25 protein-coding genes and 1 pseudogene are annotated in these 26,400 nt (G+C 63.7%); 13 read left to right on the top strand and 13 right to left on the bottom strand.

Going from position 1 to position 26,400, the window contains the following annotated elements:
* Nucleotide 1: 1 nt before the first annotated feature.
* Entirely contained in the window at nucleotides 2-994 is a 993-nt protein-coding gene (locus AC0L3I_RS04880) for an adenosine kinase (protein ID WP_473526152.1), read from the bottom strand.
* 185 nt (nucleotides 995-1,179) lie between these two features.
* On the opposite strand from AC0L3I_RS04880, the gene AC0L3I_RS04875 reads away from it, so the two are divergent.
* Nucleotides 1,180-1,875 (top strand): sulfate transporter family protein, encoded by a 696-nt coding sequence (locus tag AC0L3I_RS04875; RefSeq protein ID WP_473526151.1) that lies wholly within the window; start codon nucleotides 1,180-1,182, stop codon nucleotides 1,873-1,875.
* A 100-nt stretch (nucleotides 1,876-1,975) separates the two neighbouring features.
* Here the strand turns inward: AC0L3I_RS04875 and AC0L3I_RS04870 are convergent, their stop codons facing one another.
* The 6 genes from AC0L3I_RS04870 to AC0L3I_RS04845 form a co-directional block, all read right to left on the bottom strand.
* Nucleotides 1,976-2,971 (bottom strand): proline racemase family protein, encoded by a 996-nt coding sequence (locus AC0L3I_RS04870; RefSeq protein ID WP_473526150.1) that lies wholly within the window; start codon nucleotides 2,969-2,971, stop codon nucleotides 1,976-1,978.
* On the bottom strand, nucleotides 2,968-3,771 hold the full coding sequence (locus tag AC0L3I_RS04865) for an isocitrate lyase/PEP mutase family protein (RefSeq protein ID WP_473526149.1): 804 nt from the start codon (nucleotides 3,769-3,771) through the stop codon (nucleotides 2,968-2,970). The genes AC0L3I_RS04870 and AC0L3I_RS04865 overlap by 4 nt, the downstream gene beginning before the upstream one ends.
* A gap of 69 nt (nucleotides 3,772-3,840) precedes the next feature.
* Nucleotides 3,841-4,689, bottom strand: a complete 849-nt coding sequence (locus AC0L3I_RS04860) for a hypothetical protein (protein WP_473526148.1) — start codon at nucleotides 4,687-4,689, stop codon at nucleotides 3,841-3,843.
* Between the two features lie 85 nt (nucleotides 4,690-4,774).
* Nucleotides 4,775-5,431, bottom strand: coding sequence for an HAD family hydrolase (locus AC0L3I_RS04855; RefSeq protein WP_473526147.1), 657 nt, complete (start codon nucleotides 5,429-5,431; stop codon nucleotides 4,775-4,777).
* On the bottom strand, nucleotides 5,431-5,916 hold the full coding sequence (dut, locus tag AC0L3I_RS04850) for a dUTP diphosphatase (protein WP_473526146.1): 486 nt from the start codon (nucleotides 5,914-5,916) through the stop codon (nucleotides 5,431-5,433). Before dut ends, AC0L3I_RS04855 begins: the two co-directional genes overlap by 1 nt.
* Nucleotides 5,917-6,000: 84 nt before the next feature.
* Nucleotides 6,001-6,471, bottom strand: a complete 471-nt coding sequence (locus AC0L3I_RS04845) for an Lrp/AsnC family transcriptional regulator (protein ID WP_473526145.1) — start codon at nucleotides 6,469-6,471, stop codon at nucleotides 6,001-6,003.
* 114 nt (nucleotides 6,472-6,585) lie between these two features.
* Between AC0L3I_RS04845 and AC0L3I_RS04840 the strand changes: the two genes are divergently transcribed.
* The 3 genes from AC0L3I_RS04840 to AC0L3I_RS04830 all read left to right on the top strand — a co-directional run bounded on the left by AC0L3I_RS04840 (nucleotide 6,586) and on the right by AC0L3I_RS04830 (nucleotide 9,291).
* Nucleotides 6,586-6,840: a DUF6356 family protein gene (locus AC0L3I_RS04840; RefSeq protein WP_473526246.1), complete on the top strand. Its 255-nt coding sequence runs from the start codon at nucleotides 6,586-6,588 to the stop codon at nucleotides 6,838-6,840.
* Nucleotides 6,841-6,854: 14 nt separating this feature from the next.
* Nucleotides 6,855-7,655, top strand: a complete 801-nt coding sequence (locus tag AC0L3I_RS04835; protein WP_473526144.1) for a class II glutamine amidotransferase — start codon at nucleotides 6,855-6,857, stop codon at nucleotides 7,653-7,655.
* Between the two features lie 169 nt (nucleotides 7,656-7,824).
* Complete coding sequence (locus tag AC0L3I_RS04830; RefSeq protein ID WP_473526143.1) at nucleotides 7,825-9,291, top strand: amidase; 1,467 nt, start codon at nucleotides 7,825-7,827, stop codon at nucleotides 9,289-9,291.
* Here the strand turns inward: AC0L3I_RS04830 and AC0L3I_RS04825 are convergent.
* A complete protein-coding gene (locus AC0L3I_RS04825) occupies nucleotides 9,188-10,264 on the bottom strand; it encodes an NAD(P)/FAD-dependent oxidoreductase (RefSeq protein WP_473526142.1) in 1,077 nt (358 codons plus the stop codon). The genes AC0L3I_RS04830 and AC0L3I_RS04825 overlap by 104 nt on opposite strands.
* Before the next feature lie 136 nt (nucleotides 10,265-10,400).
* Between AC0L3I_RS04825 and AC0L3I_RS04820 the strand changes: the two genes are divergently transcribed.
* On the top strand, nucleotides 10,401-11,993 hold the full coding sequence (locus AC0L3I_RS04820; protein WP_473526141.1) for a peptide chain release factor 3: 1,593 nt from the start codon (nucleotides 10,401-10,403) through the stop codon (nucleotides 11,991-11,993).
* A 212-nt stretch (nucleotides 11,994-12,205) separates the two neighbouring features.
* Here AC0L3I_RS04820 and AC0L3I_RS04815 read toward each other — a convergent pair whose 3' ends face one another.
* Nucleotides 12,206-12,679 (bottom strand): VOC family protein, encoded by a 474-nt coding sequence (locus AC0L3I_RS04815; protein ID WP_473526140.1) that lies wholly within the window; start codon nucleotides 12,677-12,679, stop codon nucleotides 12,206-12,208.
* A gap of 253 nt (nucleotides 12,680-12,932) precedes the next feature.
* Here AC0L3I_RS04815 and ilvD point away from each other — a divergent pair, with 253 nt between their 5' ends.
* The 4 genes from ilvD (at nucleotide 12,933) to AC0L3I_RS04795 (ending at nucleotide 17,560) form a co-directional block, all read left to right on the top strand.
* Nucleotides 12,933-14,777: a dihydroxy-acid dehydratase gene (gene ilvD / locus AC0L3I_RS04810; RefSeq protein WP_473526139.1), complete on the top strand. Its 1,845-nt coding sequence runs from the start codon at nucleotides 12,933-12,935 to the stop codon at nucleotides 14,775-14,777.
* A gap of 28 nt (nucleotides 14,778-14,805) precedes the next feature.
* Nucleotides 14,806-16,098 carry an amidohydrolase family protein gene (locus AC0L3I_RS04805; protein WP_473526138.1) on the top strand — a complete coding sequence of 431 codons (1,293 nt, stop codon included), beginning with the start codon at nucleotides 14,806-14,808 and terminating at the stop codon, nucleotides 16,096-16,098.
* A gap of 113 nt (nucleotides 16,099-16,211) precedes the next feature.
* A complete protein-coding gene (locus AC0L3I_RS04800; RefSeq protein WP_473526137.1) occupies nucleotides 16,212-16,466 on the top strand; it encodes a hypothetical protein in 255 nt (84 codons plus the stop codon).
* Nucleotides 16,467-16,639: 173 nt separating this feature from the next.
* Nucleotides 16,640-17,560, top strand: a complete 921-nt coding sequence (locus AC0L3I_RS04795; RefSeq protein WP_473526136.1) for a DMT family transporter — start codon at nucleotides 16,640-16,642, stop codon at nucleotides 17,558-17,560.
* 17 nt (nucleotides 17,561-17,577) lie between these two features.
* Here the strand turns inward: AC0L3I_RS04795 and AC0L3I_RS04790 are convergent, their stop codons facing one another.
* Nucleotides 17,578-18,477 (bottom strand): phosphotransferase, encoded by a 900-nt coding sequence (locus tag AC0L3I_RS04790; protein ID WP_473526245.1) that lies wholly within the window; start codon nucleotides 18,475-18,477, stop codon nucleotides 17,578-17,580.
* A 158-nt stretch (nucleotides 18,478-18,635) separates the two neighbouring features.
* On the opposite strand from AC0L3I_RS04790, the gene AC0L3I_RS04785 reads away from it, so the two are divergent.
* Entirely contained in the window at nucleotides 18,636-19,268 is a 633-nt protein-coding gene (locus AC0L3I_RS04785; RefSeq protein ID WP_473526135.1) for a class I SAM-dependent DNA methyltransferase, read from the top strand.
* Nucleotides 19,269-19,531: 263 nt separating this feature from the next.
* On the opposite strand, the gene AC0L3I_RS04780 is transcribed toward AC0L3I_RS04785, so the two are convergent.
* Nucleotides 19,532-20,527 (bottom strand): class I SAM-dependent methyltransferase, encoded by a 996-nt coding sequence (locus AC0L3I_RS04780; protein ID WP_473526134.1) that lies wholly within the window; start codon nucleotides 20,525-20,527, stop codon nucleotides 19,532-19,534.
* A 156-nt stretch (nucleotides 20,528-20,683) separates the two neighbouring features.
* Between AC0L3I_RS04780 and AC0L3I_RS04775 the strand changes: the two are divergent.
* Nucleotides 20,684-20,818, top strand: a pseudogene (locus tag AC0L3I_RS04775) (class I SAM-dependent DNA methyltransferase); the annotation flags it as partial.
* Between the two features lies 1 nt (nucleotide 20,819).
* Here AC0L3I_RS04775 and AC0L3I_RS04770 read toward each other — a convergent pair.
* Both AC0L3I_RS04770 and AC0L3I_RS04765 read right to left on the bottom strand, forming a co-directional pair.
* Nucleotides 20,820-23,273, bottom strand: coding sequence for a GcvT family protein (locus AC0L3I_RS04770; protein WP_473526133.1), 2,454 nt, complete (start codon nucleotides 23,271-23,273; stop codon nucleotides 20,820-20,822).
* The gene (locus AC0L3I_RS04765; RefSeq protein WP_473526244.1) at nucleotides 23,270-24,154 is read right to left on the bottom strand and encodes a phosphotransferase; all 885 of its coding nucleotides are present in this window, start codon (nucleotides 24,152-24,154) and stop codon (nucleotides 23,270-23,272) included. Before AC0L3I_RS04765 ends, AC0L3I_RS04770 begins: the two co-directional genes overlap by 4 nt.
* 426 nt (nucleotides 24,155-24,580) lie before the next feature.
* On the opposite strand from AC0L3I_RS04765, the gene AC0L3I_RS04760 reads away from it, so the two are divergent.
* A complete protein-coding gene (locus AC0L3I_RS04760) occupies nucleotides 24,581-25,354 on the top strand; it encodes a DeoR/GlpR family DNA-binding transcription regulator (protein WP_473526132.1) in 774 nt (257 codons plus the stop codon).
* 65 nt (nucleotides 25,355-25,419) lie between these two features.
* Nucleotides 25,420-26,346: a LysR family transcriptional regulator gene (locus AC0L3I_RS04755; RefSeq protein ID WP_123146441.1), complete on the top strand. Its 927-nt coding sequence runs from the start codon at nucleotides 25,420-25,422 to the stop codon at nucleotides 26,344-26,346.
* Nucleotides 26,347-26,400 lie beyond the last annotated feature (54 nt).

The raw sequence follows: 26,400 nt of genomic DNA, 5'->3' as shown, positions 1-26,400 counted from the left end.
CCTACAGCAGCCCCGCCTGCTCAGCCTCGTGGCGCAAGTTCTGCCGAGGCCTTGGCCCGATCTGCTGGATGACCAGCCCGGCCGCCAGCGAGCCGAGGTCGCCGCAATGCTTCAGGCTGCGCCCTTGCGTGTAGCCGTAGAGGAAGCCGGCGGCATAGAGGTCGCCGGCGCCGGTGGTGTCGACCAGCTCCCGGATTTTGGTCGCGTCGACGGTGACGGTCTCGTCGCCGCGCACGATGACCGAGCCCATTTCCGAGCGCGTGACGGCCGCGATCTTGCAGTCCTTGCGGATCTGGGCCAGCGCCTCGTCGAACGAGGCGGTCTGGTAGAGCGATTTGATCTCGTGGCTGTTGGCAAAGACGATGTCGACGGTGCCCGAGCGCATTAGGTCCAGAAACTCCTCGCGGTAGCGGTCGACGCAGAACGAATCCGACAATGTCATCGACACTTCGCGCCCGGCGGCATGCGCGAGCTTGGCCGTCTGCCGGATCGCTTCCTTGGCACGCGGCGGGTCCCACAGATACCCTTCGAAATAGGTGACCGCCGCACCCGACGCCTTGTCGGCCTCGACATCTTCCGGCCCGAGCTCGATGCAGGCGCCGAGATAGGTGTTCATCGAGCGCTCGCCGTCTGGGGTAACGAAGATCATCGAGCGCGCCGTCGGTGGCTCGCCATTGAGCGGCTTGGTGTCAAAGGCGACGCCCTGCGCATGGATGTCATGGGCGTAGATTTCGCCGAGCGCATCGTTCGAGACCTTGCCGAAGAAGGCGGCGCGTCCGCCGAAGCTGGCGACGCCCGCCGCCGTGTTGCCGGCGCTGCCGCCGGAGGCTTCGATCGCCGGGCCCATGCGGCTGTAGAGCAACTCGGCGCGCCTCGTATCGATCAAATTCATCGCGCCCTTGATGATGCCGTTCGTTTCCAGAAATGCCTCGTCGCACTGCGCGATGATGTCGACGATGGCATTACCGATACAAAGCACGTCATAGTTCGGCATCAATGATGTCTCCGCGAAAAATCGCCGGCTTTCTGGCACGCCGGCCGCGGGCGGGTCTAGCGATTTGATACGGCTTTGCCTAGGGTCGAGATCTATTAATCTGGTCGAACGGCAGATGCACCGCTCGCGCCGTGCGCCTGTCTCCGCCTACCTCGGAGACACCCAGCCATGGAATTGGAAACGCCGTGATCTCTAGCGCCGTCCGCGCCGCCGCCAGCCGGTTGTTCTCGCCCGAATTCCGCTCGGTGTTCGTGAAGACGCTGGGCCTGACCTTGCTGGCGCTCGCCGCGCTGTGGTTCGCAATCGAGGGCCTGTTCGAATGGCTGGCCTGGCCATGGATCGACGCATGGCTGCCCAGCCTGCCGTCCTGGGCCGGATGGCTGGGCGTCATCGTCGCCGGGATCGGTCTCGCGCTGGGTCTGGCGCTGCTGATCGCGCCGGTGACGGCGATCATCGCCGGCCTGTTTCTCGACGACGTCGCCGAAGTGGTCGAGCGCACCGACTATCCCAACGACCCGCCCGGCCGCGCCATGCCGGCACTGCGCTCGATGGTGCTGGCGATAAGATTCTTCGGTGTCGTCATCCTCGGCAACATCGTCGCCTTGCTGCTTCTGCTGGTGCCGGGCATCAACATCGCCGCCTTCTTCATCGTCAACGGCTATCTGCTGGGACGCGAATTCTTCGAATTCGCCGCTATGCGCTTTCGCCCGGAGGCCGAGGCACGGGCGTTGCGCAAAAAACATGCCGTCACCGTGTTCCTCGCCGGGCTGGTTGTCGCTGGCTTCCTCGCCGTGCCGCTGCTCAACCTTCTGACGCCGCTGTTCGCCGCCGCCATGATGGTGCACCTGCACAAGGCGATCTCGGCGCGGGAAGCGGCTTAGGAGTGCTGATGCTCAGGTGATGCCGGGGTGCGAATGGCGGTGTCCGGTGCTTCCGGTACGCACCCAAACGTTACGCTCCGTTTCGTTTGTGGGCCCGGCGCTAGCGTAAGAGAAAACCGCGTCCCAGTTCGTCGTCGGGTTCGACGATGAATTCGGCCCGGCCGCAGTAGAAGGCGCGGCCGCCGACACGGGCGATGATGGCGTCATGCGGCCCGGCTTTCGCGATCCTCGCCACGCTGCCGGAAAAGCGCGAGCCGGCGATACTCTCGAACAGCCGCGTCTGGCCGGCGATTTCGCCCTTGGCATGCATTGCCGCCAGCCGCGCTGTGACGCCGGATCCGGTCGGCGAGCGGTCGACCTCGGCCTCGGCGAAGACGCAGATGTTCTTGGTCGGGCTATCGGAGAATACGTCCTGTCCGTCGGTCAGGATGGTGCCGTAGAGAAAGGCAAGGTCGGCATGGTCGGGATGCGACAGCGGGAATTCCTTCTTCAGCTTCTCCGTCAGCGCCGTCGCCGCATCGACGAAGTCGCGCACGCGGTTTTTGCCGAATTCCAGCCCGAACTGGCGGCAATCGGCGAGCGCATAGAAGGCGCCGCCATAGGCGATGTCGAAGCCGATCGCCCCGAAGCCCGGCAATTCGACCTCCTGATCGCGGGCGAACAGAAAGGCCGGCACGCTTTCGAACGACACCGCACCGGCCTTGCCGTCCTGCACCTCGACCGAGGCGACGACCAGCCCGCACGGCGCTTCGATGTTGACTGTAGTCAGCGGCTCCTGCCGCGCCACCAGCCCTTCGTCGACGGCGTAGCGGCCGAGCGCGACGATGGCGTGGCCGCACATCGTCGAATAGCCCTCATTGTGCATGAACAGCACCGCGAGGTCGGCGCCGGGCAGGTCGGGTTCCACCAGCAGCGCGCCATACATGTCGTAATGGCCGCGCGGCTCGAACATCAGGATCTTCCTGAGATGATCGAGGTGGTCGCGCACATAGGCACGCTTTTCGAGAATGGTGCCTGCGGGGATCTTGGGATAACCGCCGGTGACGATCCGCAGCGGCTCGCCGCCGGTGTGCATGTCGACGACGGTGAGCGTCATGCTTTGGGTTCGGCAAACAGCGCCTGCAGCTTGCCGAATGGCATGGCGGTGCGGGTGAAGCCGAAGGTGCCGTCCTGCTGGATCTCGCGCGCCGCCGTCTCCAGCATGCCGAAGGCGAAATTGGTGAGCCAGGGCCCGAGCGAAATGCGCTTGACCCCCGCCAGGGCAAGATCGGCGATAGTGAAGCCGGGCCTCACCATGACGTTGACCGGCTTGGTCAGCGCCGAGCAGACGGTCTGCACCGTCTCGATGTCACTGATGCCCGGCGCATAGAGCACGTCGGCGCCGGCCTTCTCGAAGGCCTGCAGCCGCTTGATCGTGTCGTCGATGTCGGGCCTGCCCCACAGGAAATTCTCGGCCCGCGCGGTGAAGACGAAGTCGTGCTTCAGCGCCCGTGCCGCCTCCGCTGCAGCGGCGACGCGCTCGACAGCATGCGAAAAATCGTAGATCGGCTTGTCGGGCTCGCCGGTGTGGTCCTCGATCGAGCAGCCGGCGAGGCCTGCCGCCTCGGCTGCAAAGACGGTCTCGGCGGCGCTCGTCGCGCTGTCGCCCTTGCCCTTCTCGAGATCGGCCGAGACCGGCAGGCCGGTCGCCGCCGTCACGTCGCGGCAGTGGTGGATCATCGCCTCGAAGGTCACCGCGCCGTCGGGCAGCCCGCGCGAAAAGGCAAAGCCGGCGCTGGTCGTCGCCAACGCCTTGAAACCGAAGGAGGCCAGCAGTTTCGTCGTGCCGACGTCCCAGGGGTTGGGCATGACGAAGATCGAGCTGTGCAGGTCGCGAAAGATTTTGCCCTTGTCCATGGATGCTCCCCAGAGTGCGAAGCGCATTTTATCCCGCCACTGCCCGACGGGCAAACGAATGCGATTGGTTCAGAAGCGATTGGCGTTCTCTCCTGCCAATTTGTCCAATGCGTCGGACCCCTTGACGTATGCGGTCCCGTCCCAATGGTAGGTGGCGGAGATGTCGCGCGAGGAAGCCTCGGGCGCCGGATCGTCGCAGCTTTCGCCATTCGGCACGGTGGCATCGGTCACCGTCGCCTTGATGGCCGCATAGGGCTGGCCGTCCGCAACGGTCTGAAAGGTCAATTCTTGCGTGCGCTTGTAGGCGCACAGCGACTCGTCGAACGTATAGATCATGTCGATCAGTTCGAACCTGTCGTCGCGGACCAGGATCAGGGGCGTGCTCATATAGCCCTGGCTCGAATTGAAATGCGTGCTCAGGGTGATGATCGCGTCATCACCGGGCCCGATCGGCAGCTTGCCCGGATCGCGGAAAGAGTTGCTTCGGTCGACGGCGACATTGACAGCGTCGAGCAGTCTCGGCTTGCCGGCAAGATCGTAGAGCGCCAGCACCGCGAAACCCTCGGCGCTGTCGGAGGAGCTGCCGAGGTCGAACAGCATGGCCAGCCGATCCTTGCCGCCGGCCTTGATGTCCAGCGCGGCGGCGTTGGAAAGGCCCGACGTTTCGGGCGGCGAGCCACCGCTATCCGGACCCTCGATATGGCGCATCTCGATCGGCATAGAACCCCGGTAGAAGCCGTCCTTGTCCGCCGCCAGATCGGGAATGACCATCCTGGCGAGGTCGAAATAGGTCGTGTCCTGGTGGCCGGGAACGGCGCTGCCAAGGTCCGGGAAGCTGCCGTCTTGCGCGCCGGCCGTCGTCCACAGGCACGGCAGCAGCAAACAGGCGAGGACGAAGCGAAGCAGGATGGAATTCATACGCTGGCGCCTCCCACGGTCGAGCGTCCGCAAGCTAGCACGGACGACCGAGGCGTACAGCCGGATAACAAGCCTGAAGATTAGATCAGTGGATCGGCACCAGCCCGGCAAGTTCGCGCATGTCGTCGAACAAGATGCCGCCGGCCTCGGTCAGGCCGTCGCGGTCGGAATGCGGGTCGCCGTGATAGGAATAAACGCGCATGCCGGCGGTAATGCCGGCTAATGTCCCGGCGACGCTGTCCTCGATGACGATGCAGTCGGCGGGCGCGAAGCCCATCGTGCCTGCGGCATGCAGGAACAGGTCGGGAAACGGCTTGCCGCGCGAGACCATGGTCGAGCTGAACAGCGCATGCTCGAACAGCGGCAGCAGCCCGGTCTGGCCGAGCGTGATGTGCATTTTAGACACCCGTGCCGATGAAGCGACGCAAGTTGCGATGCCGGCCGCGTGCACGGCTTCGATGAACTCCCTGACATAGGGGACGGCTTCGACGCCATGCGCGAACAGGTCCGGCAGGCCGGCGTTCCAGCGTTCGACGAAATCGGCGCCGAGGCTGACGCCGGTCGCCTCGACTTCCTTCTGCACCGAGACCATGCTGCGGCCAGAGAAATTCTTGCGGCAATATTCGAAGCTCGCCGGATAGCCGGCAGCGCTGAGCCATTCGGCAAGGCGCCGATTGGCCAGGTTCTCGGTGTCGACCAGAACCCCGTCGCAATCGAAGATGACGAGCTTGGGTAGGGACATCAGGCCGTGCCGGTCGATCCGAAGCCGCCGGAGCCACGTGCCGTGCCGCCGGCCAAGGTGCGCTCCTCGACCGTCGCCTGCGTCACCGGGGCGAAGACGATCTGGGCGATCCGCATGCCACGCGTCACCGCGAAATCCTCGTCGCCGAGATTGATCAACAGCACCTTGACCTCGCCGCGATAGTCGCTGTCGATGGTGCCCGGTGTGTTGAGACAGGTGAGGCCGTGCTTGAAGGCGAGGCCTGAACGCGGCCGGACTTGGCCTTCCACGCCCTCCGGGATCTCCAGGATCAGCCCGGTCGGTACCAGCGCGCGTTTTCCCGGCAGGATCAGCAGCGGCCGGTCGTCCGGCACCGCGGCGCGCAGATCCATGCCGGCGGCGCCCGTGCTTTCGTAGGCGGGAAGCGGCAGGCCTTCACCATGCGGCAACCTGACGAAGCCGACGGCCGGACCGATGACAGAGGAAGTGTAGAGTGCTGCGCGCATGAGGCTGATCCTATCGCTGTCAACGCCGATTCGGTCAACTCGGCGGCTAGGCTATCAACGGCTTTCTTTCAGCGCAGTTCCGCTTCAGCGCAGTTCGATGGGAACGACCGTCGTCTCCTTGATCTCCTCCATGACGAAGGAGGCCGAAACGTCTGACAGCGCCACCTTGGCGATCAGCCGTTGATAGAGCCGGTCATAAGCCTTCACATCGGCGACGCGGGCACGCAAGACATAATCGAGGTCGCCGGACATGCGGTAGACGCCGGTGATCTCGGGAAAGCCGCTCACTGCCGCCCGGAATTTTTGCAGCCAGTCCGGATCGTGGTTGGAGGTCCGGACCAGGATGAACACCGAGAGGCCGAGTCCAAGTTTGTCGGCATCGACCAGCGCCACCCGGCCGGTGATGACGCCGTCTTCTTCCAGCCGCTTCACCCGGCGCCAGCAGGCGTTGCGCGACAGCGACACTCTTTCCGACAATTGGTCGACCGACAATGTGCCGTCGCGTTGCAACTCGGCCAGCAATCTTCGGTCGATCTCATCGATTTCCAGCGGCATGTGGGATGTTTGTCCCAATAATTGGCCAAACACAAGGATGATTTGGGACCAATGAACCAAAAGCTCGTGCCAGAATACTCAGCATCGGGGCTTGTCCCGGTAGGAGGGATCACCATGACGACACGGCTTGCAAGGCTCTTTACCTCTCACCCGGCCAAGGTGGGCGAGACCTATTTCAGCCATATGGCCTTCGCGGCGTGGTTCTGCTCGCGCCTGTTCATGGCGGCGTTCGCCGCGCTCATTCACGCTTTCTTGCCGTTTGTGTTTGAGACTACGGCCAGCCGAATCGTTCGCGAGCTCTATGAGCGCACGCACAGCAGAGGCACACACCCAATCAAGGAGCCTGCGGCTCGCATGGATCGCGCCTGAGGGAAGATTAAGCGATGTGCCGGTGGGCGGCCTATCTTGGCGAAGCGGTCTTTCTCGAAGACATCGTCACGGCACCCTGCCATTCGCTGATCGCCCAGAGCCATTGCGCCCAGGAAGCCAAGTCGCCGACCAATGGCGATGGCTTTGGTCTCGCCTGGTACGGTGATCGGCGCGAACCGGGTCTCTATCGCGACATTCTGCCGGCCTGGTCCGATCCCAATCTGAAGAGCCTGTGCCGGCAGATCAAATCCGGCCTGTTTCTCGCCCATGTGCGCGCCTCGACCGGCGGCGCCACCAGCCGCATGAACTGTCATCCCTTCACTGCCGGCCGCTGGTCGTTCATGCACAACGGCCAGATCGGCGGCTTCGAAAGAATCCGCCGCGCGCTGGAAAATTCGCTCTCTGACGCTGGCTTCGCCCAGCGCGAAGGCACCACCGATTCCGAACTCTTCTTTCTCCTGATGATCGACGAAGGGCTGTCGAGTGATCCGGAGGGCGCTGTTCTCCGCGCCACCAGCCGCGTTATGGACGCCTCGCGCCGCGCCGGCTTCGAACCGGCGCTGAGACTTACCGCCGCCTTGTCGGACGGCGAATCGCTCCATGCGGTGCGCTATGCGACCGATGCCCACGCGCCGACGCTCTACACCTCCGTCTTCCGCAATGGCGGCGGGCGATGCCTTATGTCGGAGCCTTTCGATCGTGATGGCGGCGACTGGCAGCCGATCCCGCCCTCTAGCTTCGTCACCATCACCAGAGACGGCATGACCATTCGTCCGTTTGCGCCCGAGCCGGTAAGACTGGCGCTGGCCGTGTAGATTCCTCGCTATCGCGGCAACATCGCGGGACAGCGCCGACCTCAGCAGACCCTCGCAGCGCAATTCCGATCAAGCACCGCCTGTCCTCGAATGCTGAATTCGGCTTGAAGACGCGCCATAGCCCGCCATTTGGTGAGGCTGGCGCCGCTAGCAAGCCGGAGCATTGGTCATGGACGTCTTTTCCTCCACCAGAGAATTGGCTGCCGCGATCCGCGACCGCAAGATTTCCGCCGTGGAAGCGCTGGACGCGCATTTGGCTGAGATCGACAGGCAAAATGAGGCGGTCAACGCGGTCGTCACGCTCGACAGGGAAGGGGCTCGCGCTCGAGCGAAGAAAGCCGACGAAGCCCAGGCGCGCGGCGACGCTCTCGGGCCGCTGCACGGTGTGCCGTTCACGCTGAAGGACACGCACGAAACACTTGCGATGAAGACCACGGTCGGCTTCCCGCCCTTTGCCGACTATGTGGCGAGAAAGGACAGCCCGGTCGTTCTCAGGTTGAAGGTGGCCGGCGGAGTGCTGGTCGGCAAGACAAATGTCGCAACGATGCTGGGCGACTGGCAATCGAACAATCCGCTGTTCGGCCGCACCAATAATCCATGGGATCTCTCGCGCACCGCCGGCGGCTCCAGCGGCGGCGCCGCGGCAGCGCTCAGCACCGGCATGACACCATTCGAGGTCGGCACCGACATGCAGGATTCGATCCGCCTGCCTGCAGCCTTTTGCGGCGTCTACGGCCTCAAGCCGACCGAGCATCGCGTCTCCCTGGCCGGCGCCTTTCCCGATCCCGCCGGTGCGCCGCGCAGCGTGCGGCTGATGTCCTGTATCGGTCCGCTGGCCCGCAACGTCGACGATCTAGCGCTGATCCTGGGGATCATAGCAGGGCCGGATGGCAGCGACACCGATCTTGCGCCGGTGCCTGTCGAGGGCACGCCGGATGTTGATCCCAAGACCCTGCGCATCGCTTTCGCGCCGGCCTTTCCGGGTTTTCCGGTAGCCGGCGAGATCAGGGCCGCGGTCGAAAGTTTGGCCGAGCAACTCAAGTCTGCGGGGGTCGCCGTCGAGGAAGCAAGACTGCCGACGCTCGACCTGCATGACGATCTGACGCAAGGCAGCGCGCTGATCGGCATGATGCTGGAGGCTGTGCAGCCGGAGCCGTTAGAAGAACCGACACCGGTCTCGCGCTGGTTCGAGGCGCTCACCCGCCGCGACCAGTCAATTCTTGCCTGGGACCGCTTTTTCGAAGGTTGCGATGTCTTGCTTTGCCCCGTCGCCATGACCACGGCCTTCCCGCATTGCGAGCCGGGAACACCGATCAAGGTCGATGACAGGGAGCAGAGCTACTGGCTGCTGCCGGCCTACGGCGCGGTGTTCAACTATAGCGGCCATCCGGCACTGTCGCTGCCCTGCGGGCAGGACCGCGACGGCCTGCCCATCGGCCTGCAACTGGTCGGCCGCCGCTGGTCCGAATCGCGGCTGCTTGGCATCGCCAAGGCGATGGCGCCGCTGACCGGCGGCTTTCGCCGGCCGCCAGTTATTGAGCAAACCGCGTCAGCCCATAAGGCTCAAGCAGCGGGTCGCGCGCGTCGTCGAGGATTTCCCGGGCGGCGAACAGGCCGACCGCAGGCGCCAGCGTGATGCCGGAATGCATGACCGCGACATAGAGGCCGCCCACGCCTTGAGCCCGCCCGATGATCGGAAAGCCGTCGATCGGCGTCGGCCGGTAGCCGACGGTGCGGAAATCCAGTTCCAGCCCGCCGGCGTCGCGCAGCATGCTCTTCATCGCCGCATACAGCTCGCGGGCGGTGGCTTCGGCATCCAAGCCCGGATCGGCGCCGCCGAAATCCGAACCGGCGATGATGCGGCCCTCGGCAGTCTGGCGCATATGCAGCCGATCGCCGATCACCAGGCCGTTGAGCAGCCTTTCGTAGGGGCGTGAGTGGACGATCAGGCCGGGCGGCGTCTCGATCGGCAGTTTTATCCCGGCCGTCGCAGCGATTGCCGGAGAGCCGGCGCCGGCCGCGATCACCACCTCGTCGGCGGCAATCCGTCCGCCTGACGTATCCACGCCGGTAATCCTACCATTGGTCTGTATCAGCGCGGTGACTGTCGTGCCGGTCATCACCCGCGCGCCAAGCCGCTCGGCGTCGGCCAGCAGCGTCTGCGTGGCCGCGACCGGCTCGGCCACGCCCTCCTCAGCGACGTGAAGGGCGAAATCGGGAAGCTCGGTCAAATTGGGTTCTATACGTGCGGCTCCCACGCGGTCGACGCGCTCGATGCCGTAGCCCCAGGCAGAATGCTCGACGGCATAGGCCTCCAACTTGGCCGGCGGCAGGTCCCAGCACAGGCCGCCGCACCATTCCAACGGAATGTCGGGCACGTCATGCGCAAGCCGCGTCCATTCGGCCATCGAACGGGTGCGCAGCCGGAAATACGCTTCTGGATTGCCCCAACTGGCATTGATCCAGGCAAAGGAATTCGGCGTCGCGACGCCGCCGGCGCCGCTGTCGGCAATGACCGTCACCTTCGCGCCGGCCTTCGCCAGATGCCAGGCGATGGACGCGCCGATGATGCCGGCGCCGACGACGATGACTTGCTTGGCTGCGCTCATCGATGGTCCTTTGTCGAATCGGGTCTTCTGATGTCGTTGCGGCAACCCTATCTCAAGACCGGGCAACTGCCCAAAACTGTTCGACAGGCCACAAAAGCGCTGCTAGAAGCCCGCGCACCACATGGGATTCCATAAATTGGCTGAAGACATCACGAACGCGGTGGCGCGCCGCCGCACTTTCGCGATCATCGCGCATCCGGACGCCGGCAAGACGACCCTGACCGAAAAGCTGCTGCTGTTCGGCGGCGCCATCCAGCTTGCCGGCGAGGTCAAGGCCAAGAAGGATCGCATCCAGACCCGGTCGGACTGGATGAAGATCGAGCGCGAGCGCGGCATCTCGGTCGTCACCTCGGTGATGACCTTCGAGTATGAGGACAATGTCTTCAATTTGCTCGACACGCCCGGCCACGAGGATTTCGCCGACGATACCTATCGCACGCTGTCGGCGGTCGACGCGGCGGTCATGGTCATCGACGCCGCCAAGGGCATCGAGCCGCGCACGCTAAAACTGTTCGAGGTCTGCCGGCTGCGCGATATCCCGATCATCACCTTCGTCAACAAGATGGACCGCGAAAGCCGCGACCCGTTCGAGATCCTCGACGAGATCGAGCAGAAGCTGGCGTTGGACACCGCGCCGATCACCTGGCCGATCGGCCGCGGCAAAACCTTTTCCGGCACCTACCACCTGGCGCTGAACGCCGTGCGAAAGGGCGACGCGGAGAAGGAACGCACGCCGGTCAATGGTCCCGATTCCAACCGCGTCGCCGGGCTGTTGCCGGAGAACGAGCGCGAAGCCTTCATCGAGGAGCTCGAGCTGGCGCGCGAAGCCTGCCGTCCGCTCGACATCGACTCGTTTCGCGAGGGCCATCTGACGCCGGTCTATTTCGGCTCGGCGCTGCGCAATTACGGCGTGCGCGACCTGATCGAAGCGCTTGGCGCCTACGGGCCGCCGCCGCGCGCGCAGGACGCCGACACCCGCAAGGTCGAGGCGACCGAGGACAAGATGACCTCCTTCGTCTTCAAGATCCAGGCCAACATGGATCCCAACCACCGCGACCGTATCGCCTTCGTCCGCGTCTGCTCGGGCAAGCTCGAGCGCGGCATGAAAGCCAAACTGGTGCGCACGGGAAAGCCGATGAGCCTGTCGGCGCCGCAATTCTTCTTCGCCCGCACCCGCGTCACTGCCGACGAGGCCTTTGCCGGCGACGTCGTCGGCATCCCCAACCACGGCACGCTGCGCATCGGCGACACACTGACCGAGGGCGAGGAGATACTTTTCCGCGGCGTGCCGAATTTCGCGCCGGAAATCCTGCGCCGCGTCCGCCTCGGCGACGCGATGAAGGCCAAGAAGCTGAAGGAAGCGCTGCACCAGATGGCCGAGGAAGGCGTCGTGCAATTGTTTTCGCCGGAGGACGGTTCACCGGCCATCGTCGGCGTCGTCGGCGCGCTGCAACTCGACGTGCTGAAGGAACGGCTGAGCATCGAGTACACGCTGCCCGTCGATTTCGAGATGTCGCGCTTTTCGGTCTGTCGCTGGATATCGGCTGACGACAAGGCCGAGATGCATCGCTTCATCGAGGCGCATCGCGGCGACATTGCCCGCGACCTCGACCACGATCCGGTGTTCCTGGCCCAGCACGCCTTTTCGCTCAACTACGAGGCCGAACGCTGGAAGGCGATCCGCTTCGCCGCGGTCAAGGATTATCAGGTCCGCGACAAGGCGGCTTGAGCTGCGGCCCTCCCTTCCCCCCTTGTGGGGGAAGGTGGATCGGCGCGCAGCGCCGAGACGGAAGAGGGGTGTTGGAAGAAACTCGGCGTGAAACGTCGAAGGGTTCTAGGCGTTTACCTCTTCAAGGTAGCGATCCTTCCAGCACCCCTCATCCGACCGAGCTTCGCTCGGCCACCTTCTTCCACAAGGGGAGAAGGGGAGGTCGCCTTCCCTCAGCCCTTGGCTGCCTCTTCGATCTTGGCGATGTCGATCTTGGTCATTTGCATCATCGCCTGCATGACACGGCCGGCCTTTTCTGTGTCGGGGTCCTGCAGCAGCCTCGGCAATTGCTCCGGCACGACCTGCCAGGAGACGCCGAATTTGTCCTTCAGCCAGCTGCACTGGCTGGGCTCGCCACCGCCCTCGATGAGCCTGTCCCAGAAATAGTCGACCTCCTCCTGCGTCTTGCAGTCGATGGAGAGCGAGACTGCCTCGGTGAACTTGAATTGCGGCCCGCCGTTGAGCGCCTGGAACTGCACGCCGTCGAGCTCGAAATAGGTCACCAGCACCTTGCCCTCATTATCGCCGCTGCCCTTGGGCCAGCGCATCACGCTCAGCACCTTCGAGTTCTTGAAGATGGAGATGTAGTGGTTCATGGCCTCCTCGGCCTGGGCGTCGAACCACAGGCAGGGGGTGATCTTTTGCATTTGCTTGCTCCTCGGGCTGTTTTCGGTTGCTATCACGGTGAAACGGCTGGCTCCGAGAATGCTGCCATCCTCTTGCCGTTTGCCCAAGGACGGCTGCTCGGCACGCAATCCGACAGTGGCATCGAAATTTTCGAAAGAATCTGGCGCGGCGCAAAATTGTGGCCAGACCAGGCGTCGGCGTCTATAACGCCTGCGGTCGAATTCAGCGCCGCCGCGCTCCCATCGAGCGCCGCCGGCCAGTCAAGGAAAATTCATGCCTGCCTATCGCTCCCGCACCACCACCCATGGCCGCAACATGGCCGGCGCCCGCGGCCTGTGGCGCGCCACCGGCATGAAGGATTCCGATTTCGGCAAGCCGATCATCGCTGTGGTCAATTCCTTCACCCAGTTCGTGCCGGGCCACGTCCATCTCAAGGATCTCGGCCAGCTGGTCGCCCGCGAGATCGAAAAGGCTGGCGGCGTGGCCAAGGAGTTCAACACCATCGCTGTCGACGACGGCATCGCCATGGGCCATGACGGCATGCTCTATTCGCTGCCTTCGCGCGAGCTGATCGCCGACTCGGTCGAGTATATGGTCAACGCCCACTGCGCCGACGCCATGGTCTGCATCTCCAATTGCGACAAGATCACGCCGGGCATGCTGATGGCGTCGCTGCGCCTCAATATCCCGACAGTCTTCGTCTCCGGCGGGCCGATGGAAGCCGGCAAAGTGGTGCTCGCCGGCAAGACGCAGGCGCTCGATCTCGTCGATGCCATGGTCGCTGCCGCCGACGACAAGATCTCCGACGAGGACGTCAAGACCATCGAGCGCTCGGCCTGCCCGACCTGCGGCTCCTGCTCAGGTATGTTCACCGCCAATTCGATGAACTGCCTGACCGAGGCGCTCGGCCTTTCGCTGCCCGGCAACGGCTCGACGCTGGCAACGCACGCCGACCGCAAGCGGCTGTTCGTCGAGGCCGGCCATCTGATCGTCGATCTCGCCCAGCGCTACTACGAGCAGGACGACGACACGGCGCTGCCGCGCAGCATCGCCTCGAAGGGCGCCTTCGAGAACGCCATGACGCTCGACATTGCCATGGGAGGCTCGACCAACACCGTGCTGCACATCCTGGCTGCCGCGCATGAGGGCGAGGTCGACTTCACCATGGAGGACATCGACCGGCTGTCGCGGCGGGTTCCGGTGTTGTGCAAGGTGGCTCCGGCCAAGGCCGACGTCCACATGGAGGACGTCCACCGCGCTGGCGGCATCATGGCGATCCTCGGCCAGCTCGATAGCGCCGGACTGATCAACCGCGACCTGCCGACCGTACATACGCGGACCCTCGGCGAAGCGCTCGACCATTGGGATATATCGCGCACGTCAAGCCAGAATGTTCGCGATTTTTTCCTCGCCGCACCGGGCGGCGTGCCGACGCAAGTCGCCTTCAGCCAAGACCGGCGCTGGGACGATCTCGACACGAACCGCGAAACCGGCGTTATCCGCTCGGCGGAGCATCCCTTTTCCAGGGACGGTGGCCTTGCCGTGCTCAAGGGCAACCTGGCGCTCGACGGCTGCATCGTTAAGACCGCGGGCGTCGATGAATCGATCCTGAAATTCACCGGCCCGGCCAGGGTGTTCGAAAGCCAGGACGCCAGCGTCAAGGCGATCCTGTCCAACGAGATCAAGGCCGGCGATGTCGTCGTCATCCGCTACGAAGGGCCGCGCGGCGGCCCCGGCATGCAGGAAATGCTCTACCCGACCAGCTATTTGAAATCGAAGGGCCTCGGCAAAGCCTGCGCGCTGGTCACCGACGGCCGCTTTTCCGGCGGCACCTCCGGCCTGTCGATCGGCCATGCCTCTCCCGAGGCGGCGGAAGGCGGGCTGATCGGGCTGGTGCATGAGGGCGACACGATCGAGATCGATATCCCGAACCGCACCATCCGGCTTGCCGTCGACGATGCCGAACTGGCCGCCCGGCGCGCCGCGATGGAGGCAAAGGGAGCTGCCGCCTGGAAGCCAGAGGAAAAGCGCAAGCGCAAGGTGACGATGGCCTTGCGCGCCTACGCCTCGATGGCGACCAGTGCTGCAAAGGGTGCGGTAAGGTATGTGCCGGAATAGGTTCGCTTCTTCAAAGGGATGACGGTGGATGGATTTTGACCTTATCGTCCGCGGCGGCATGCTGCCCGACGGCACGATCGCCGATATCGGCATCATCGGCGAGACGATCGCGGCCATCGAGCCGCAGCTGAACGTTAGCGCGGGCACGGCGATCGACGCCCATGGCAATCTGATCTCGCCGCCTTTCGTGGATCCGCATTTTCACATGGACGCCACGCTCTCCCTGGGCATCCCGCGCATCAACGCGTCGGGCACGCTGCTGGAAGGCATTTCGCTGTGGGGCGAACTGAAGCCGCTGTTGACGCACGAAGCGGTGCGCGAGCGCGCGCTCGCCTATTGCGACTGGGCGGTGTCCATGGGCCTGCTCGCCATCCGCACCCATGTCGATGTCTGCGATACGAGGCTGCTGGCGGTCGAAGCCCTGCTCGATGTGAAGAAGACGGTCGCGCCCTATATCGACCTGCAATTGGTCGCCTTCCCGCAGGATGGGCTTTATCGCTCGCCGACGGCGCGCGATAACACCGTTCGAGCGCTCGACATGGGGGTCGATATCGTCGGCGGCATTCCGCACTTTGAGCGCACCATGGCCGATGGCACGCGTTCGGTGACGGAACTGTGCGAAATCGCGGCAGAACGCGGCCTGATGGTCGACCTGCATTGCGACGAGACCGACGATCCGCTGTCGCGCCATATCGAGCAACTGGCCTATGAGACGCAGCGCCTCGGCCTGAAGGGTAGGGTCGCCGGCTCGCATCTTACTTCGATGCACTCGATGGACAATTACTACATCTCGAAGCTGTTGCCGCTGATCGCCGAGGCAGGCGTCTCGGCGATCCCCAATCCGCTGATTAACATCATGCTGCAGGGCCGCCACGACACATTCCCCAAACGCCGCGGCCTGACGCGCGTCAAGGAAATGCTTGCCCACGGCATCCGCGTCGGCTGGGGACAGGATTGCGTGCTCGACCCCTGGTATTCGCTGGGCACCGCCGACATGCTCGATGTCGCCTTCATGGGCCTTCACGTCGCCCAGATGTCGAGCCCGGCCGACATGGCACGCTGCTTCGACATGGTCACTAACGTCAACGCCGCCATCATGGGCCTCGACCATCTCGGCCTGGCGGTCGGCAAGCGCGCCAGTCTCGTCGTCCTTGATGCCGGCGACCCGGTCGAGGCCTTGCGCCTGCGCCCCGAGCGCCTCTGCGTCATCGCCAGAGGCAAGGTGGTGGCCGAGCGGGCCAGGCAGGAAACGCGGCTTTCGATCGCTGGGCGGCCGGGAACAGTGAGCCGCAGACATCGCCCGCCACTTCATGACCAATAATTGGCAGGCCCGATAAGATGTTGAGCCTGCATCAGGCCGCACACGTCGATCAGATTGATAGGTCCTGATCTTAAGTCTACAGTCAGTCTCCACTTTTATGGCGAGAGGACACGATGTGGCACAAGACGGCGATGGTGGTCGCGTTGGCGGCGACCTGTGCAGGCTGCATGACGACCGAAGACCGTCGTGCCGCGGACGAGGCGAAATGCCGATCCTACGGCTTCGTCAGGAAGAATGACGCCTTCGCCGAATGTCTGCAGCGCATCGATCTTGCGCGGCGCGCTGACCTGAGAAGTGCGTCGGCTTTCGATCCTTGGGACCGGCCGGTGATCTATCGTCCCGTCATCATTCGGCCACGGCCAAAGTAGGCGCAACCCTTAGCTTAGCCGCAGAGCGGCCATTCAAGCTGCGATCTGCGCCATAGGCCCAGCCGATTTCCGGCTCTGGTCTGGCCGGTCTCCCGATTTCCGCTCGTCAAAGCGGCTGCTTGCGTCTACGACGCTGCTCACCGAGCTTTCATGCGGGAGGAAGCGACATCGGCATGGCACAGCCAACAGCCCAGAATTCGACGATCAGGAACGTGCTGCTCGCTGGCATTCTGCTGATGCTGGCCGGTGATTTTCTGTTTGCGTTGAACGATGCGATGGGCAAGTGGCTGGTCGCCAGCTTTTCCGTCGGCCAGGTCGTGCTGATCCGTTCCATCGGCGCCTTTTTCGTGCTCGGTCCGATGATCGCGCGTCAAGGCACGGCCAAGCTGTTCCGCATGGAGCGCCTGGAACTGCAGGTCTTGCGCGTCGTCATGACCACCCTCGACACGGCGCTGTTCTATGCCGCCGTCGTCTATCTGCCGCTCGCCGACGTCATGAGCTTCTACATGGCCGGACCGATCTACGTGGCGGCCCTGTCGCACCTGTTGCTCGGTGAAAAGGTCGGCTGGCGCCGCTGGATGGCGATCCTGGTCGGCTTCTGCGGCGTGCTGATCATGCTCAAGCCGTCCTCGGCCGCGTTTTCGCTGTCGTCGACCTTCGCGCTGGCCGGAAGCATTTCATTCGCCTTCGCCATCATCCTCAACCGGCGGTTGCGTGGCACCAGCGACACCTCGTTGGTTACCTGGCAAACCATCGGCACGCTGCTGGTCGGCGGATTTCTCACCATCGGCAACTGGCAGACACCGTCCTCGCTCGATTTCGGCGCGATGCTGCTTCTTGGCATCGTCTCCTGCGGCGCGCATCTGATGATCACCAGGGCGCTGAAGCTGGTGCCTGCCTCGACGCTGGCGCCGCTGCATTACAGCCTGCTGCTGTGGGCCGTCATCTTCGGGCTGGCCTTCTTCGGCGACATGCCCGGCCCGCGCATCCTGATCGGCTCGGGCATCATCGTGCTGGCCGGCCTGTTCATCTTCCATCGCCAGAAGGTGGTCGACGCGGTGCCGCCGGAAAACGTGCCGAAAGGTGTCAACTAAGGTTCAGAATTCCAGACCTAACCGCGCACTGCCGCCAGATGCCTTGAGAAGTCGGCCGTCTCCATCAGCGCCTTGCAGCGCGCGAAGCGGCGGTCGGCATAGGCGCGGAAATCGTCGACCGGATTGCTGTTGGCAAGCTGGATCAGCCCCCACAGCGTCCACAAGAGATCGCACATCGCCTTGTAGATGACGACGCGGCCGCGCTCCGCCGGTGTCGGCTCGCCAGCGAAATAGGCGAGCATCATCTCTTCCTCCTGTGCGATGTCGAATTGTCCTTCGACGCTGAGGTCGCCGAGATCCCAGAGCGGATCGTTCATGCCGGAATATTCCCAGTCGACGATCCACATCCTGTCGCCCGCATCGAGGAAGTTTTCGCACAGCGGGTCACAGTGGCAGGCGACAAGGGGCACGGGATGCGCGGCAAGGGCCGAGCGCACGGTTTCCGCCTCGAGCACGACGTCGTGGTAACCGGCAGGCAGGGCGACGTCCTTGGTCGACAACACCTTCAGATAATCGTCGATCATCGCAAAAAGCTCGAAGCGGAAGGGAAACGCCGCGCCGGATGTATGCAGCCTGCGGAAGGCCTTGCCGGCGCGCGCCGGACTACCCGGCCGGGTCTTGAATTTTTCCGGCGACATCGTCTCGGCGCCGACGACGAAACGCGTCACCATCACGCCTGTCTCGCCGTCGACATGCAGCAGCTCGGGGCTGACGCCGGCCTTGGCGGCTTCCCGCGCCGCCACCGCCTCGTTGGCGCGATTGATATACTCCTCGGTGCCTTTGCCGGGAATCCGCAGGCAGACATCTCCAGCCCTGAAGACGAGGTTGGTGAGGCCGCCAAGCCGCTCCAAGGGTCCCTCGTAACCGGCCAGCCCCGGAATGGCTGCAAGCGCCGCACGTGCTTCCTCGTCCACCATCGCTTCCGCCCTCTTTGCGTCTTTATTTGTGGCCACGACGGTTCCACAAATTTCGCCGTTTGGCTATCATCGGCGGCATGCGATTCACTCCAGCGTCGCACGGTCCTGTCGGACGCGGAAGGACGCTGCTGCACTTTGATTTTGCGGACGGGACTGCGATGGCGGACTGGAAAAATGAAGGCGCGCTCGCCGCGGCCTATGCAGCGAAGCGGCCTGAAGAAGTGGCGGCGCTCTACGACCGCTGGTCCGACACCTACGACGCCGACATGTCGGCGGCCGGTTATCGCCATCCGACCATCTGCCTCGCCCTGCTTGCCCGCCACCTGCCGCGCGGCGCGGCACCGCTCCTTGATGCCGGTGCCGGCACCGGGCTCATCGGCGAGTGGCTGAAGATCGCGGGCTATCCGCAGGTCGAGGCACTCGACATCTCGGCGGGCATGCTGGCCAAAGCGGAGCGCAAGGGTGTCTATTCGGCGCTTCACTGCCTGGCGCTCGGCGGCCCGCTGCCTTTCGCCGATAATGCCTATGCCGGGATCATATCGGCCGGCGTCTTCACCTCGGGCCATGTCGGTGCCGAGGGGCTCGACGAACTGATCCGCATTTGCCGGCCGGGCGGGATAATCGTGCTGACGGTCAAGAACACGCTGTGGGACGCCGGTTTTGCCGCGCGGATCGCCGACCTCGAGGCGAAGGGCGTCATCACACGTGCCGAGGAGACGTCGCCCTATGTCTCCATGCCGGGCGAGGCGGACACCGTGCCCAGCCGCGGCCTCGTTCTGCGCGTGAACTGATCACTCTTCCATTCCCCTCGTTAAGGTTCCCGTGCGCTCGATGTCACCAAAAGTGGTACTGCTGGCGAAGCCAATTTGGCCGCGGCTAGACAATTGACAGCCCGAGTTTACAAGCAACATGTTGCCCCCGAACTGGGCTTATTTCCGACTTCGCCAGCAGTATCAAAAGTGCCCAAGAGCCGACCTCCTTTACGCCTCCGGGGAAGTCAGGCGGCTTGCAGCCGTCGGTGAAGGTGCGTCAACGCCGCCGTCTGTCCGACATTTCATTGGATTATCCTCCTTAGCACTGCCTTCACAGGGCCGGGCAGGAACCTGCTCAATCGCGACCGCAGACCTCTCGACCTTCTGCGCGACACTCCGGGAATGCACGGGAGCTGCTCGATATACTCTGGCCTTTCGGGGCGATCGATCTCGGGCGATGCGTCCGTAATGGGCGAGGAGAGCAGTGGCTGACTCCGCCCTTTGATAGCAACCAGGGTGATGCGATCCCTCCAGACGACATGCCTGTCCCCTTCTGCAGCCAGCGGCCAGTTGGGATTATGATACTCGTAGGGGTTCAAGCACTCGTAGACGGACGTGAAGCCCACGTGTCGGAGTAGGTTGCAGAGCGATGCACGCGTGAAGAGGAAGGCCTTCGGGTTGTCGAGCGAGTTCCAGAGCTCTGCCAGCTTCTCCTCGGAGGTCGCATCAGTATCGTGTTCCTTGCCATACCTGCCCCAGTAGGTCTTCCCCTTCCAAGTGTACGACGCTTCGTCGCTGAGGCTGATATGGGTATCGATTATTGATATCTTTCCGCAAACCTTCGAGATTCTCTCCGCGAAGTCCATGACATCCGGAGCATCCAAGTGATAAAGGATCCCCAAACATAGAACAACATCGAAACGACCATGGCGCTCCTCGTCGAGGTTGCGCACGTCATTTAGGGCGAGTTCGAGGTTGTCCAGGGAGAGTACCTCCTTAGCGAAGTGCACCTTCTCAAGGTTCGCCTCCCGACCCTCGATGGCGAGCACGTCGGCCCCATGGAGCGCGAACTCGATCCCGTATTGCCCCTCGAGACACGCCAGGTCCAGAACGCGAAGCTTCTCCAACGGCTTCCCCGCAAGATCTGCAGCGATCTGCACGAAGCGCCTCAATCGGGCGTCCCAGTGCGGCTCATCGAACGTGTCAATTTGATCGGCCAGATGGATGGAACCTGCCGTCCAGGGGCCGAACCTTTCGATAATCTTCTGCTTTTTCTCCTTGATTTCGTTTATTTGCATATTGTGCCCTCGTCATAGAAAAACAGTCTCGAACGTGTAGACTCCAGGGGAAATGCTAGACCAGTTTCTGGAAAAGTGAATAGGATGTTATCCTCAGTAACCCTAGAGCGGTTCTCGACCTGACGTACGGACTCAAGCTCAATGCTTATAGGCGCCGGCTTTTCCGCACGGATCGCCGACCTCGAGGTGAAGTGCGTCGTTACGCGCACCGAGGAGACTTCGCCCTATGTCTCCATGCCGGGCGAGGCGGACACCGTGCCCAGCCGCGGGCTCGTTCTGCGCGTGAACTGATCTAGGCTCTGATTCTTTCTCCCGCCGGATCGTAAAGCGGCTCGAGCTGGATCTTTGCCGGCGTCCGCTCCATCGCCACCACCAGCTCGTAGTCGCCGCAGGCGAGGAAATCGTCGCTGACGCCATCGGCGTTGCGCACATAGCCGTAGCCGATGTTCTTGCCGACCGTGTAGCCGTAGCCGCCGCTGGTCAGGTAGCCGACCGGCTCGTTGTTGCGCAAGATCGTCTCGCGCCCGAGCAGCACGATCTCGCAATCATCGACGGTAAAGCCGGCAAAGCGCTTTTTCGGTGCGCCGCCGCTGATCTCTTCCAGCGCCCGCCGCCCGAGAAAATCGGTATTCTTGCGAAGCTTCACCGCCCAGCCGAGGCCGGCCTCCTGCGGCGTGTCGTTGGGCGTGATGTCGGAGCCCCAGGCGCGGTAGCCTTTTTCCAGCCGCAGCGATTCCAGCGCCCGGTACCCGACCGGGCGAATGCTGTGCTCCTCGCCCGCCGCCATCAGCGCGTCGAAGATTTCGCCCGCCGCCGCGATCGGCACATGCAGCTCCCAGCCGAGCTCGCCGACATAGGTGACGCGCAGCGCCCGAACTGTGTGGCCGGCGATGAAGATTTCCCGCACATGTCCGAACGGGAAAGCGGTGTTCGACACGTCCGCACCGGTCACCGCAGCCAGCACGTCGCGGGCGCGCGGCCCCATCAGCGACAGCGTGCCGAAATCCTCGGTGACATCGGTGAGCGTCACGTTGAGCTCCTTGCCGACATGGTCGCTGATCCACGAGAAGTCATGCGTCCTAAAACCGGTGCCGGTGACGACGTAGAATCGTTCTTCGCCGAGCCGAGCCACGGTCAGATCGGCCTCGATGCCGCCGCGCGTGTTGAGAAGCTGCGTATAGGTCAGCCGGCCGACCGGCTTGGCGACATCGTTGGCGCAGATCCAGTCGAGCGCCTTCAGCGCGTCGGCGCCGCTCAGTTCGAATTTGGCGAAGGACGACTGGTCGAAGATACCGACGTTCTCACGAACGTGACGGTGCTCGTCGCCGACCGGCGAAAACCAGCTCTGCCGGCCCATCGAATAGATGTCCTTCGGCTCGACGCCTTCCGGCGCAAACCAGTTCGGCCGCTCCCAACCGAGTTTGGAGCCGAACACGGCGCGCTGCTTTTGTAGCCGTTCATAGAGCGGTGACACGATCCGTGGCCGGCCCGTGACATACTCCTCATGCGGGAAGCCGATCGTATAGTGCTTGCCATAGGCTTCCAGCGTGCGGTCGCGGACCCATGGCCGGTCGCGGTGCAGGTCGGAAAAGCGTCTGATATCGACCACCCACAGATCGAGTGGCGCCTCGCCGTCGACCGCCCACTGCGCCAGCACCCAGCCGGCACCGCCGCCCGCCGCGATGCCGAAGGCGTTGAAGCCGGCGCCGACGAACATGTTGGCGCATTCGGGTGCCACGCCGAGAATGAAATTGCCGTCCGGCGTGAAACTCTCCGGCCCATTGATCATCTGCTTGACGCCGACGGTTTCGAGCGCCGGAACCCGCGCGATCGCCTGGTTCATATGCTGCTCGAAATGATCGTAATCGTCGTCGAACAGCCGGAACTCCCAGTCATCAGGGACATCGCCGCCGGGAAGATCGGTCGTCCAGGCTTGCGGGTTCGGCTCATAGCCGCCCATCGCCAGCCCGCCGACCTCCTCCTTGAAATAGATGCGCCGGTCGGGGTCGCGGATCGTCGGCGCATCGGTCCCCAACCCGTCTATTCTTTCGGTGATGATGTACTGGTGCTTGACCGGCTGCAGCGGCACGTTGATGCCGGCTAGCGTGCCCACCTGGCGCGCCCATTGCCCGGCACAGTTCACCACCTTGTCGCAGCCGATATCGCCCTTGTTGGTCTTCACCGCGGTGATGCGGCCATCCTGCATGTCGAAGCCGGTGACGCGGATATCCTCGAACAGCCTGGCACCGTGCATGCGAGCGCCTTTGGCCAGCGACTGCGTGATGTCGGAAGGGCTTGCCTGGCCGTCGGTCGGCAGCCAACTGGCGCCAACGAGATCGCCGGTTTCCAGCAGCGGCCACATTGCCTTGACCTCGGCCGATGACAGCAACTGCATATCCATGCCGAAGCTTTTCGCCGTCGTCGCCAGCCTCTTGTACTCGATCCAGCGGTCGGCATTGGTGGCGAGCCTGAGGCACCCGGTCATCTTCCAGCCGGTGGCCAGCCCGGTTTCGGCTTCCAGCCCCTTGTAGAGATCGACCGAATATTTGAGCACACTGGTGATCGAGGCCGACGAGCGCAACTGCCCGACCAGCCCCGCCGCATGCCAGGTGGAGCCCGACGTCAGCTTGCCCTGTTCCAAAAGTACGACATCGGCCTTGTGGTCACGCGTCAGATGATAGGCCGTCGAACAGCCGATGATGCCGCCACCGATGACGACGATCTCGGCGTGGGCAGGCAATGTCATGATCTCTGTCCGTATTTCGTTCTGTAGTTTTCCAGCGCGGCATCGAGCCGCGTCAGGTTTTCGTCGGTATAGGCGACGTAGTCGATGCCGGGCGCGTCGAGATAAAGTTCGGAAACCATGCTCCACATCGCCTCGCGCAGCAGCGATGCGCATTGCATGGCCGCATGTGAGCGGCGGATCGCCTCATCCGGCTCCTTCATGAAGTAGGCGGTCAGGAAAGCGAATGACTCCTCGTCGTTCATGCTGGCGTTCGATGCGACACCGGCAAGGTCGAACATCGCCGTGTTGAAGCCGGCATACTCAAAATCGATCAGCCACAGCCTATGGCCATCGTCGAGGATATTAGCCGGCAAAAGGTCATTGTGACCGAAGACGATCGGCAGCAGTTTCTGCGCCCGTTCGAGCTCGTCCGCAAGTGTCAGCAGCCGCGGCAGCTCGCTTCGCATGCGGCTACCGGCTTCCTCCAGCGTGCGCGCATAGTCGCGGATGACATGGAATACCCAGAACATGAAGCCGGCGCCGGAGACATGATTGGGCATCTCCCGATGGAAGCCGCGCATCAGGGCGGCAACGCGGCCGATATTGGCGCGTACGTCCTCGGCGACAAAAGTCTTGGCGCCGAGAAACTCCGTCACCAAGATGCCGGGCTCGGAATAGCGGACAGCCGGCGCGAAGCCGGCGGCATGGGCCGCGCGCGCGGTCATCACCTCGCGCTCGCGAAAGACGTGGTGGAACGGAAAGTCCTGGCCGAAGCGGACGACATGCCGTCCGACCGCGTCCTCGACCAGATAGTTGGCGTTGCTTAGGCCGCCCGGCAGCGGCGCGATCTCGATGCTGCCAGTCCAGCAGGGCAGGGCGCGGATGCGGTCCTCGGCGGTCACGGGTCCATCTCTCATTGCGCGGGGTTCAAGGCGCCACGGGGGACACAAAGCTGGCGGCCGGCAGGAGGGCGAAATGCGAAGTTCTCGTCGGTGCGGGATCCCGGGATCGGTATCCCGCACCGCACCGACGAGCCCCTGTGCCGGGTTCTTCGACTCCGGCATCCGCCCCCGCGGATTCGAAAAATTCCTTTTCCCTTGCGCCAGACGACTTTCCAGCCGTTCGGGCAGGCGAATCTTGGTGCGGCTCTGCCATCGTTCTCCCGTGGCAGTTCCGAGCCTGTCACCAAGCCAGTGTCACGCCATGTGATCTGGCTTGTCAACGAAAACTTGTGGCTTTTTGCCCGAAACCACAAGGATTTCTTGTAAGCTGTGGCCGATTTGCCTTAGAAGCGGTCAGTAGCGCAACAAACCGATTGGGTGAGACCGATGCACTCGAAGCGGCATGGCGAAATCCTGCGTCTCCTCCATGAGGAGGGCACCGTCACCATCGCCAGCCTGGCCGACCGGCTGGGCGTCTCGCTGGAGACCGTGCGCCGCGACGTCAAGCCGCTGACCAGTGACGGTTCGATCTTGAAGATGCATGGCGCCGTCGGCCTGCCGTCGATGGCCGGCGAGGCGCCGTTCGAGCGGCGCATGCGCGAAAATGCCGATGCCAAGCGTGCCATTGCCCGCATGGTTGCCGCGACCATCCGTGACGGCGAATCGATCATGCTCGACACCGGCACCACCACCTCTTTCCTGGCCCGCGAGCTGCTAGGCCACCGGCGGCTGACGGTGGTCACCAACTCCTCCGATATCGCCCGCACGCTGGCCACCGTCAACGGCAACAAGGTCTACATGGCCGGCGGCGAATTGCGCAGCGATTCGGGGGCCGCCTTCGGCGTCTCGGCGATCGAATTCGTCAGCCGCTTTTCCGTCAGCCACGCTGTGATCTCCACCGGCGCGGTCGATGCCGTCACCGGCGTCATGGATTATGATCTGGAAGAGGCGGAATTCGCCCGCATGGTGCTGTCGCGCGGCCAGCGCTCGCTCGTTATCACCGACCACACCAAGTTCGGCCGCCAGGGTCTGGTCCAGGTCTGCGGCTTCGACGGTTTTTCCGAACTTGCCACCGACCGATCGCCGCCGCGCGCCATCGCCGCCGCCCTTGCCCAGGCGGGCGCACGGCTCAGCATTGTCGGCGACGAAAGCGGGATCTGATCTGACCAGAGCAGTAAAGCGGTGGGCGGCTTTTCTTCCTTACCGTCCCGGTGTTTAGTCCGGTCATGGCCTTCACCATCCGTCAATTGCAGTTCTTCATCGCCGTCGCCGAGCAAGGCACGGTGTCTGGCGCCGCCCAGAACCTGTCCATCTCGCAATCGTCGGTCACCGAGGCGATCAAGGAGCTCGAAGGCGATCTCGGCGTCGAACTGTTCGAGCGCCATCCGCGCGGCCTCAACATCACCCACAAGGGCCATCAGTTCCTGCGCCATGCGACAAAGATCCTTGCCGACGTTTCCGATGCGCGCCGCGCCTTCTTCGGCGAGCAAGCGGCGGCGGGCGGCCGGCTGCAGCTCGGCGTCACCTCGCTGGTCGCCGGCTATGTGCTGTCCGACCTTCTCGCCCGCTATCGCCGCGCGTATCCGGGCGTCGAGATCTCGGCCATCGAGGACAATGGCGATTACCTCGAACATCTCCTGATCGGCGGCAAGCTCGACATCGCCGTTATGGTCACCTCGAACCTGCGCGACCGCACCGCCTTGCAGTCCGAAATTCTCGAAGTCTCGGCCTACCGGCTATGGCTGCCGCTCGGCCACCCGCTGGCCGGCGCCGACATCATCGGCATTGGCGACATCGCCTCGGAGCCGCTGATCATGCTGACCGTCGACGAGATCGAAGAGAATACCGGAAAACTGCTGGCGGCGATCGGCGCCAAGCCGCATGTCGCCTTCCGCACCCGCTCTGTCGAAGCGGTGCGCAGCCTCGTCGCCACCGGCGCCGGTGTGGCGTTGCTGCCCGACCTCGTCTACCGGCCATGGTCGCTCGAAGGCGACCGCATCGAATCGCGCGATATTTCGGGCTCCTTGCCGGTGGTCCAGGTCGGCATGGTCTGGCGGCGCGGCTCCGGCCTGCCGCAGGCCGCACGCGACTTCATCGGGCTTGCCCAGTCCCAGCGCATGGTCCGTCAGCGGCCGGAGAAGATTGGACGTTAATCTATCGGAAAAATCGATATCGCCTTTCTGATAAATGAATTTGCGAAACCGGAA

This window comes from Mesorhizobium sp. WSM4840, from assembly GCF_055811755.1.
Note: the sequence above shows the minus strand (reverse complement) of the source record. Positions and strands in the feature narration are given on the sequence as shown.

What these genes read in the sequence shown, in the direction of transcription:
- AC0L3I_RS04860 (WP_473526148.1), bottom strand. Translation starts at nt 4,689, where the DNA reads ATGAATTCCATCCTGCTTCGCTTCGTCCTCGCCTGTTTGCTGCTGCCG.
- dut (WP_473526146.1), bottom strand. Translation starts at nt 5,916, where the DNA reads ATGCGCGCAGCACTCTACACTTCCTCTGTCATCGGTCCGGCCGTCGGC.
- AC0L3I_RS04760 (WP_473526132.1), top strand. Translation starts at nt 24,581, where the DNA reads ATGCACTCGAAGCGGCATGGCGAAATCCTGCGTCTCCTCCATGAGGAG.
- AC0L3I_RS04835 (WP_473526144.1), top strand. Translation starts at nt 6,855, where the DNA reads ATGTGCCGGTGGGCGGCCTATCTTGGCGAAGCGGTCTTTCTCGAAGAC.
- AC0L3I_RS04770 (WP_473526133.1), bottom strand. Translation starts at nt 23,273, where the DNA reads ATGACATTGCCTGCCCACGCCGAGATCGTCGTCATCGGTGGCGGCATC.
- AC0L3I_RS04805 (WP_473526138.1), top strand. Translation starts at nt 14,806, where the DNA reads ATGGATTTTGACCTTATCGTCCGCGGCGGCATGCTGCCCGACGGCACG.
- ilvD (WP_473526139.1), top strand. Translation starts at nt 12,933, where the DNA reads ATGCCTGCCTATCGCTCCCGCACCACCACCCATGGCCGCAACATGGCC.
- AC0L3I_RS04780 (WP_473526134.1), bottom strand. Translation starts at nt 20,527, where the DNA reads ATGCAAATAAACGAAATCAAGGAGAAAAAGCAGAAGATTATCGAAAGG.
- AC0L3I_RS04845 (WP_473526145.1), bottom strand. Translation starts at nt 6,471, where the DNA reads ATGCCGCTGGAAATCGATGAGATCGACCGAAGATTGCTGGCCGAGTTG.
- AC0L3I_RS04870 (WP_473526150.1), bottom strand. Translation starts at nt 2,971, where the DNA reads ATGACGCTCACCGTCGTCGACATGCACACCGGCGGCGAGCCGCTGCGG.
- AC0L3I_RS04790 (WP_473526245.1), bottom strand. Translation starts at nt 18,477, where the DNA reads ATGGTGGACGAGGAAGCACGTGCGGCGCTTGCAGCCATTCCGGGGCTG.
- AC0L3I_RS04855 (WP_473526147.1), bottom strand. Translation starts at nt 5,431, where the DNA reads ATGTCCCTACCCAAGCTCGTCATCTTCGATTGCGACGGGGTTCTGGTC.
- AC0L3I_RS04815 (WP_473526140.1), bottom strand. Translation starts at nt 12,679, where the DNA reads ATGCAAAAGATCACCCCCTGCCTGTGGTTCGACGCCCAGGCCGAGGAG.
- AC0L3I_RS04880 (WP_473526152.1), bottom strand. Translation starts at nt 994, where the DNA reads ATGCCGAACTATGACGTGCTTTGTATCGGTAATGCCATCGTCGACATC.
- AC0L3I_RS04785 (WP_473526135.1), top strand. Translation starts at nt 18,636, where the DNA reads ATGGCGGACTGGAAAAATGAAGGCGCGCTCGCCGCGGCCTATGCAGCG.
- AC0L3I_RS04865 (WP_473526149.1), bottom strand. Translation starts at nt 3,771, where the DNA reads ATGGACAAGGGCAAAATCTTTCGCGACCTGCACAGCTCGATCTTCGTC.
- AC0L3I_RS04840 (WP_473526246.1), top strand. Translation starts at nt 6,586, where the DNA reads ATGACGACACGGCTTGCAAGGCTCTTTACCTCTCACCCGGCCAAGGTG.
- AC0L3I_RS04825 (WP_473526142.1), bottom strand. Translation starts at nt 10,264, where the DNA reads ATGAGCGCAGCCAAGCAAGTCATCGTCGTCGGCGCCGGCATCATCGGC.
- AC0L3I_RS04795 (WP_473526136.1), top strand. Translation starts at nt 16,640, where the DNA reads ATGGCACAGCCAACAGCCCAGAATTCGACGATCAGGAACGTGCTGCTC.
- AC0L3I_RS04800 (WP_473526137.1), top strand. Translation starts at nt 16,212, where the DNA reads ATGTGGCACAAGACGGCGATGGTGGTCGCGTTGGCGGCGACCTGTGCA.
- AC0L3I_RS04755 (WP_123146441.1), top strand. Translation starts at nt 25,420, where the DNA reads ATGGCCTTCACCATCCGTCAATTGCAGTTCTTCATCGCCGTCGCCGAG.
- AC0L3I_RS04830 (WP_473526143.1), top strand. Translation starts at nt 7,825, where the DNA reads ATGGACGTCTTTTCCTCCACCAGAGAATTGGCTGCCGCGATCCGCGAC.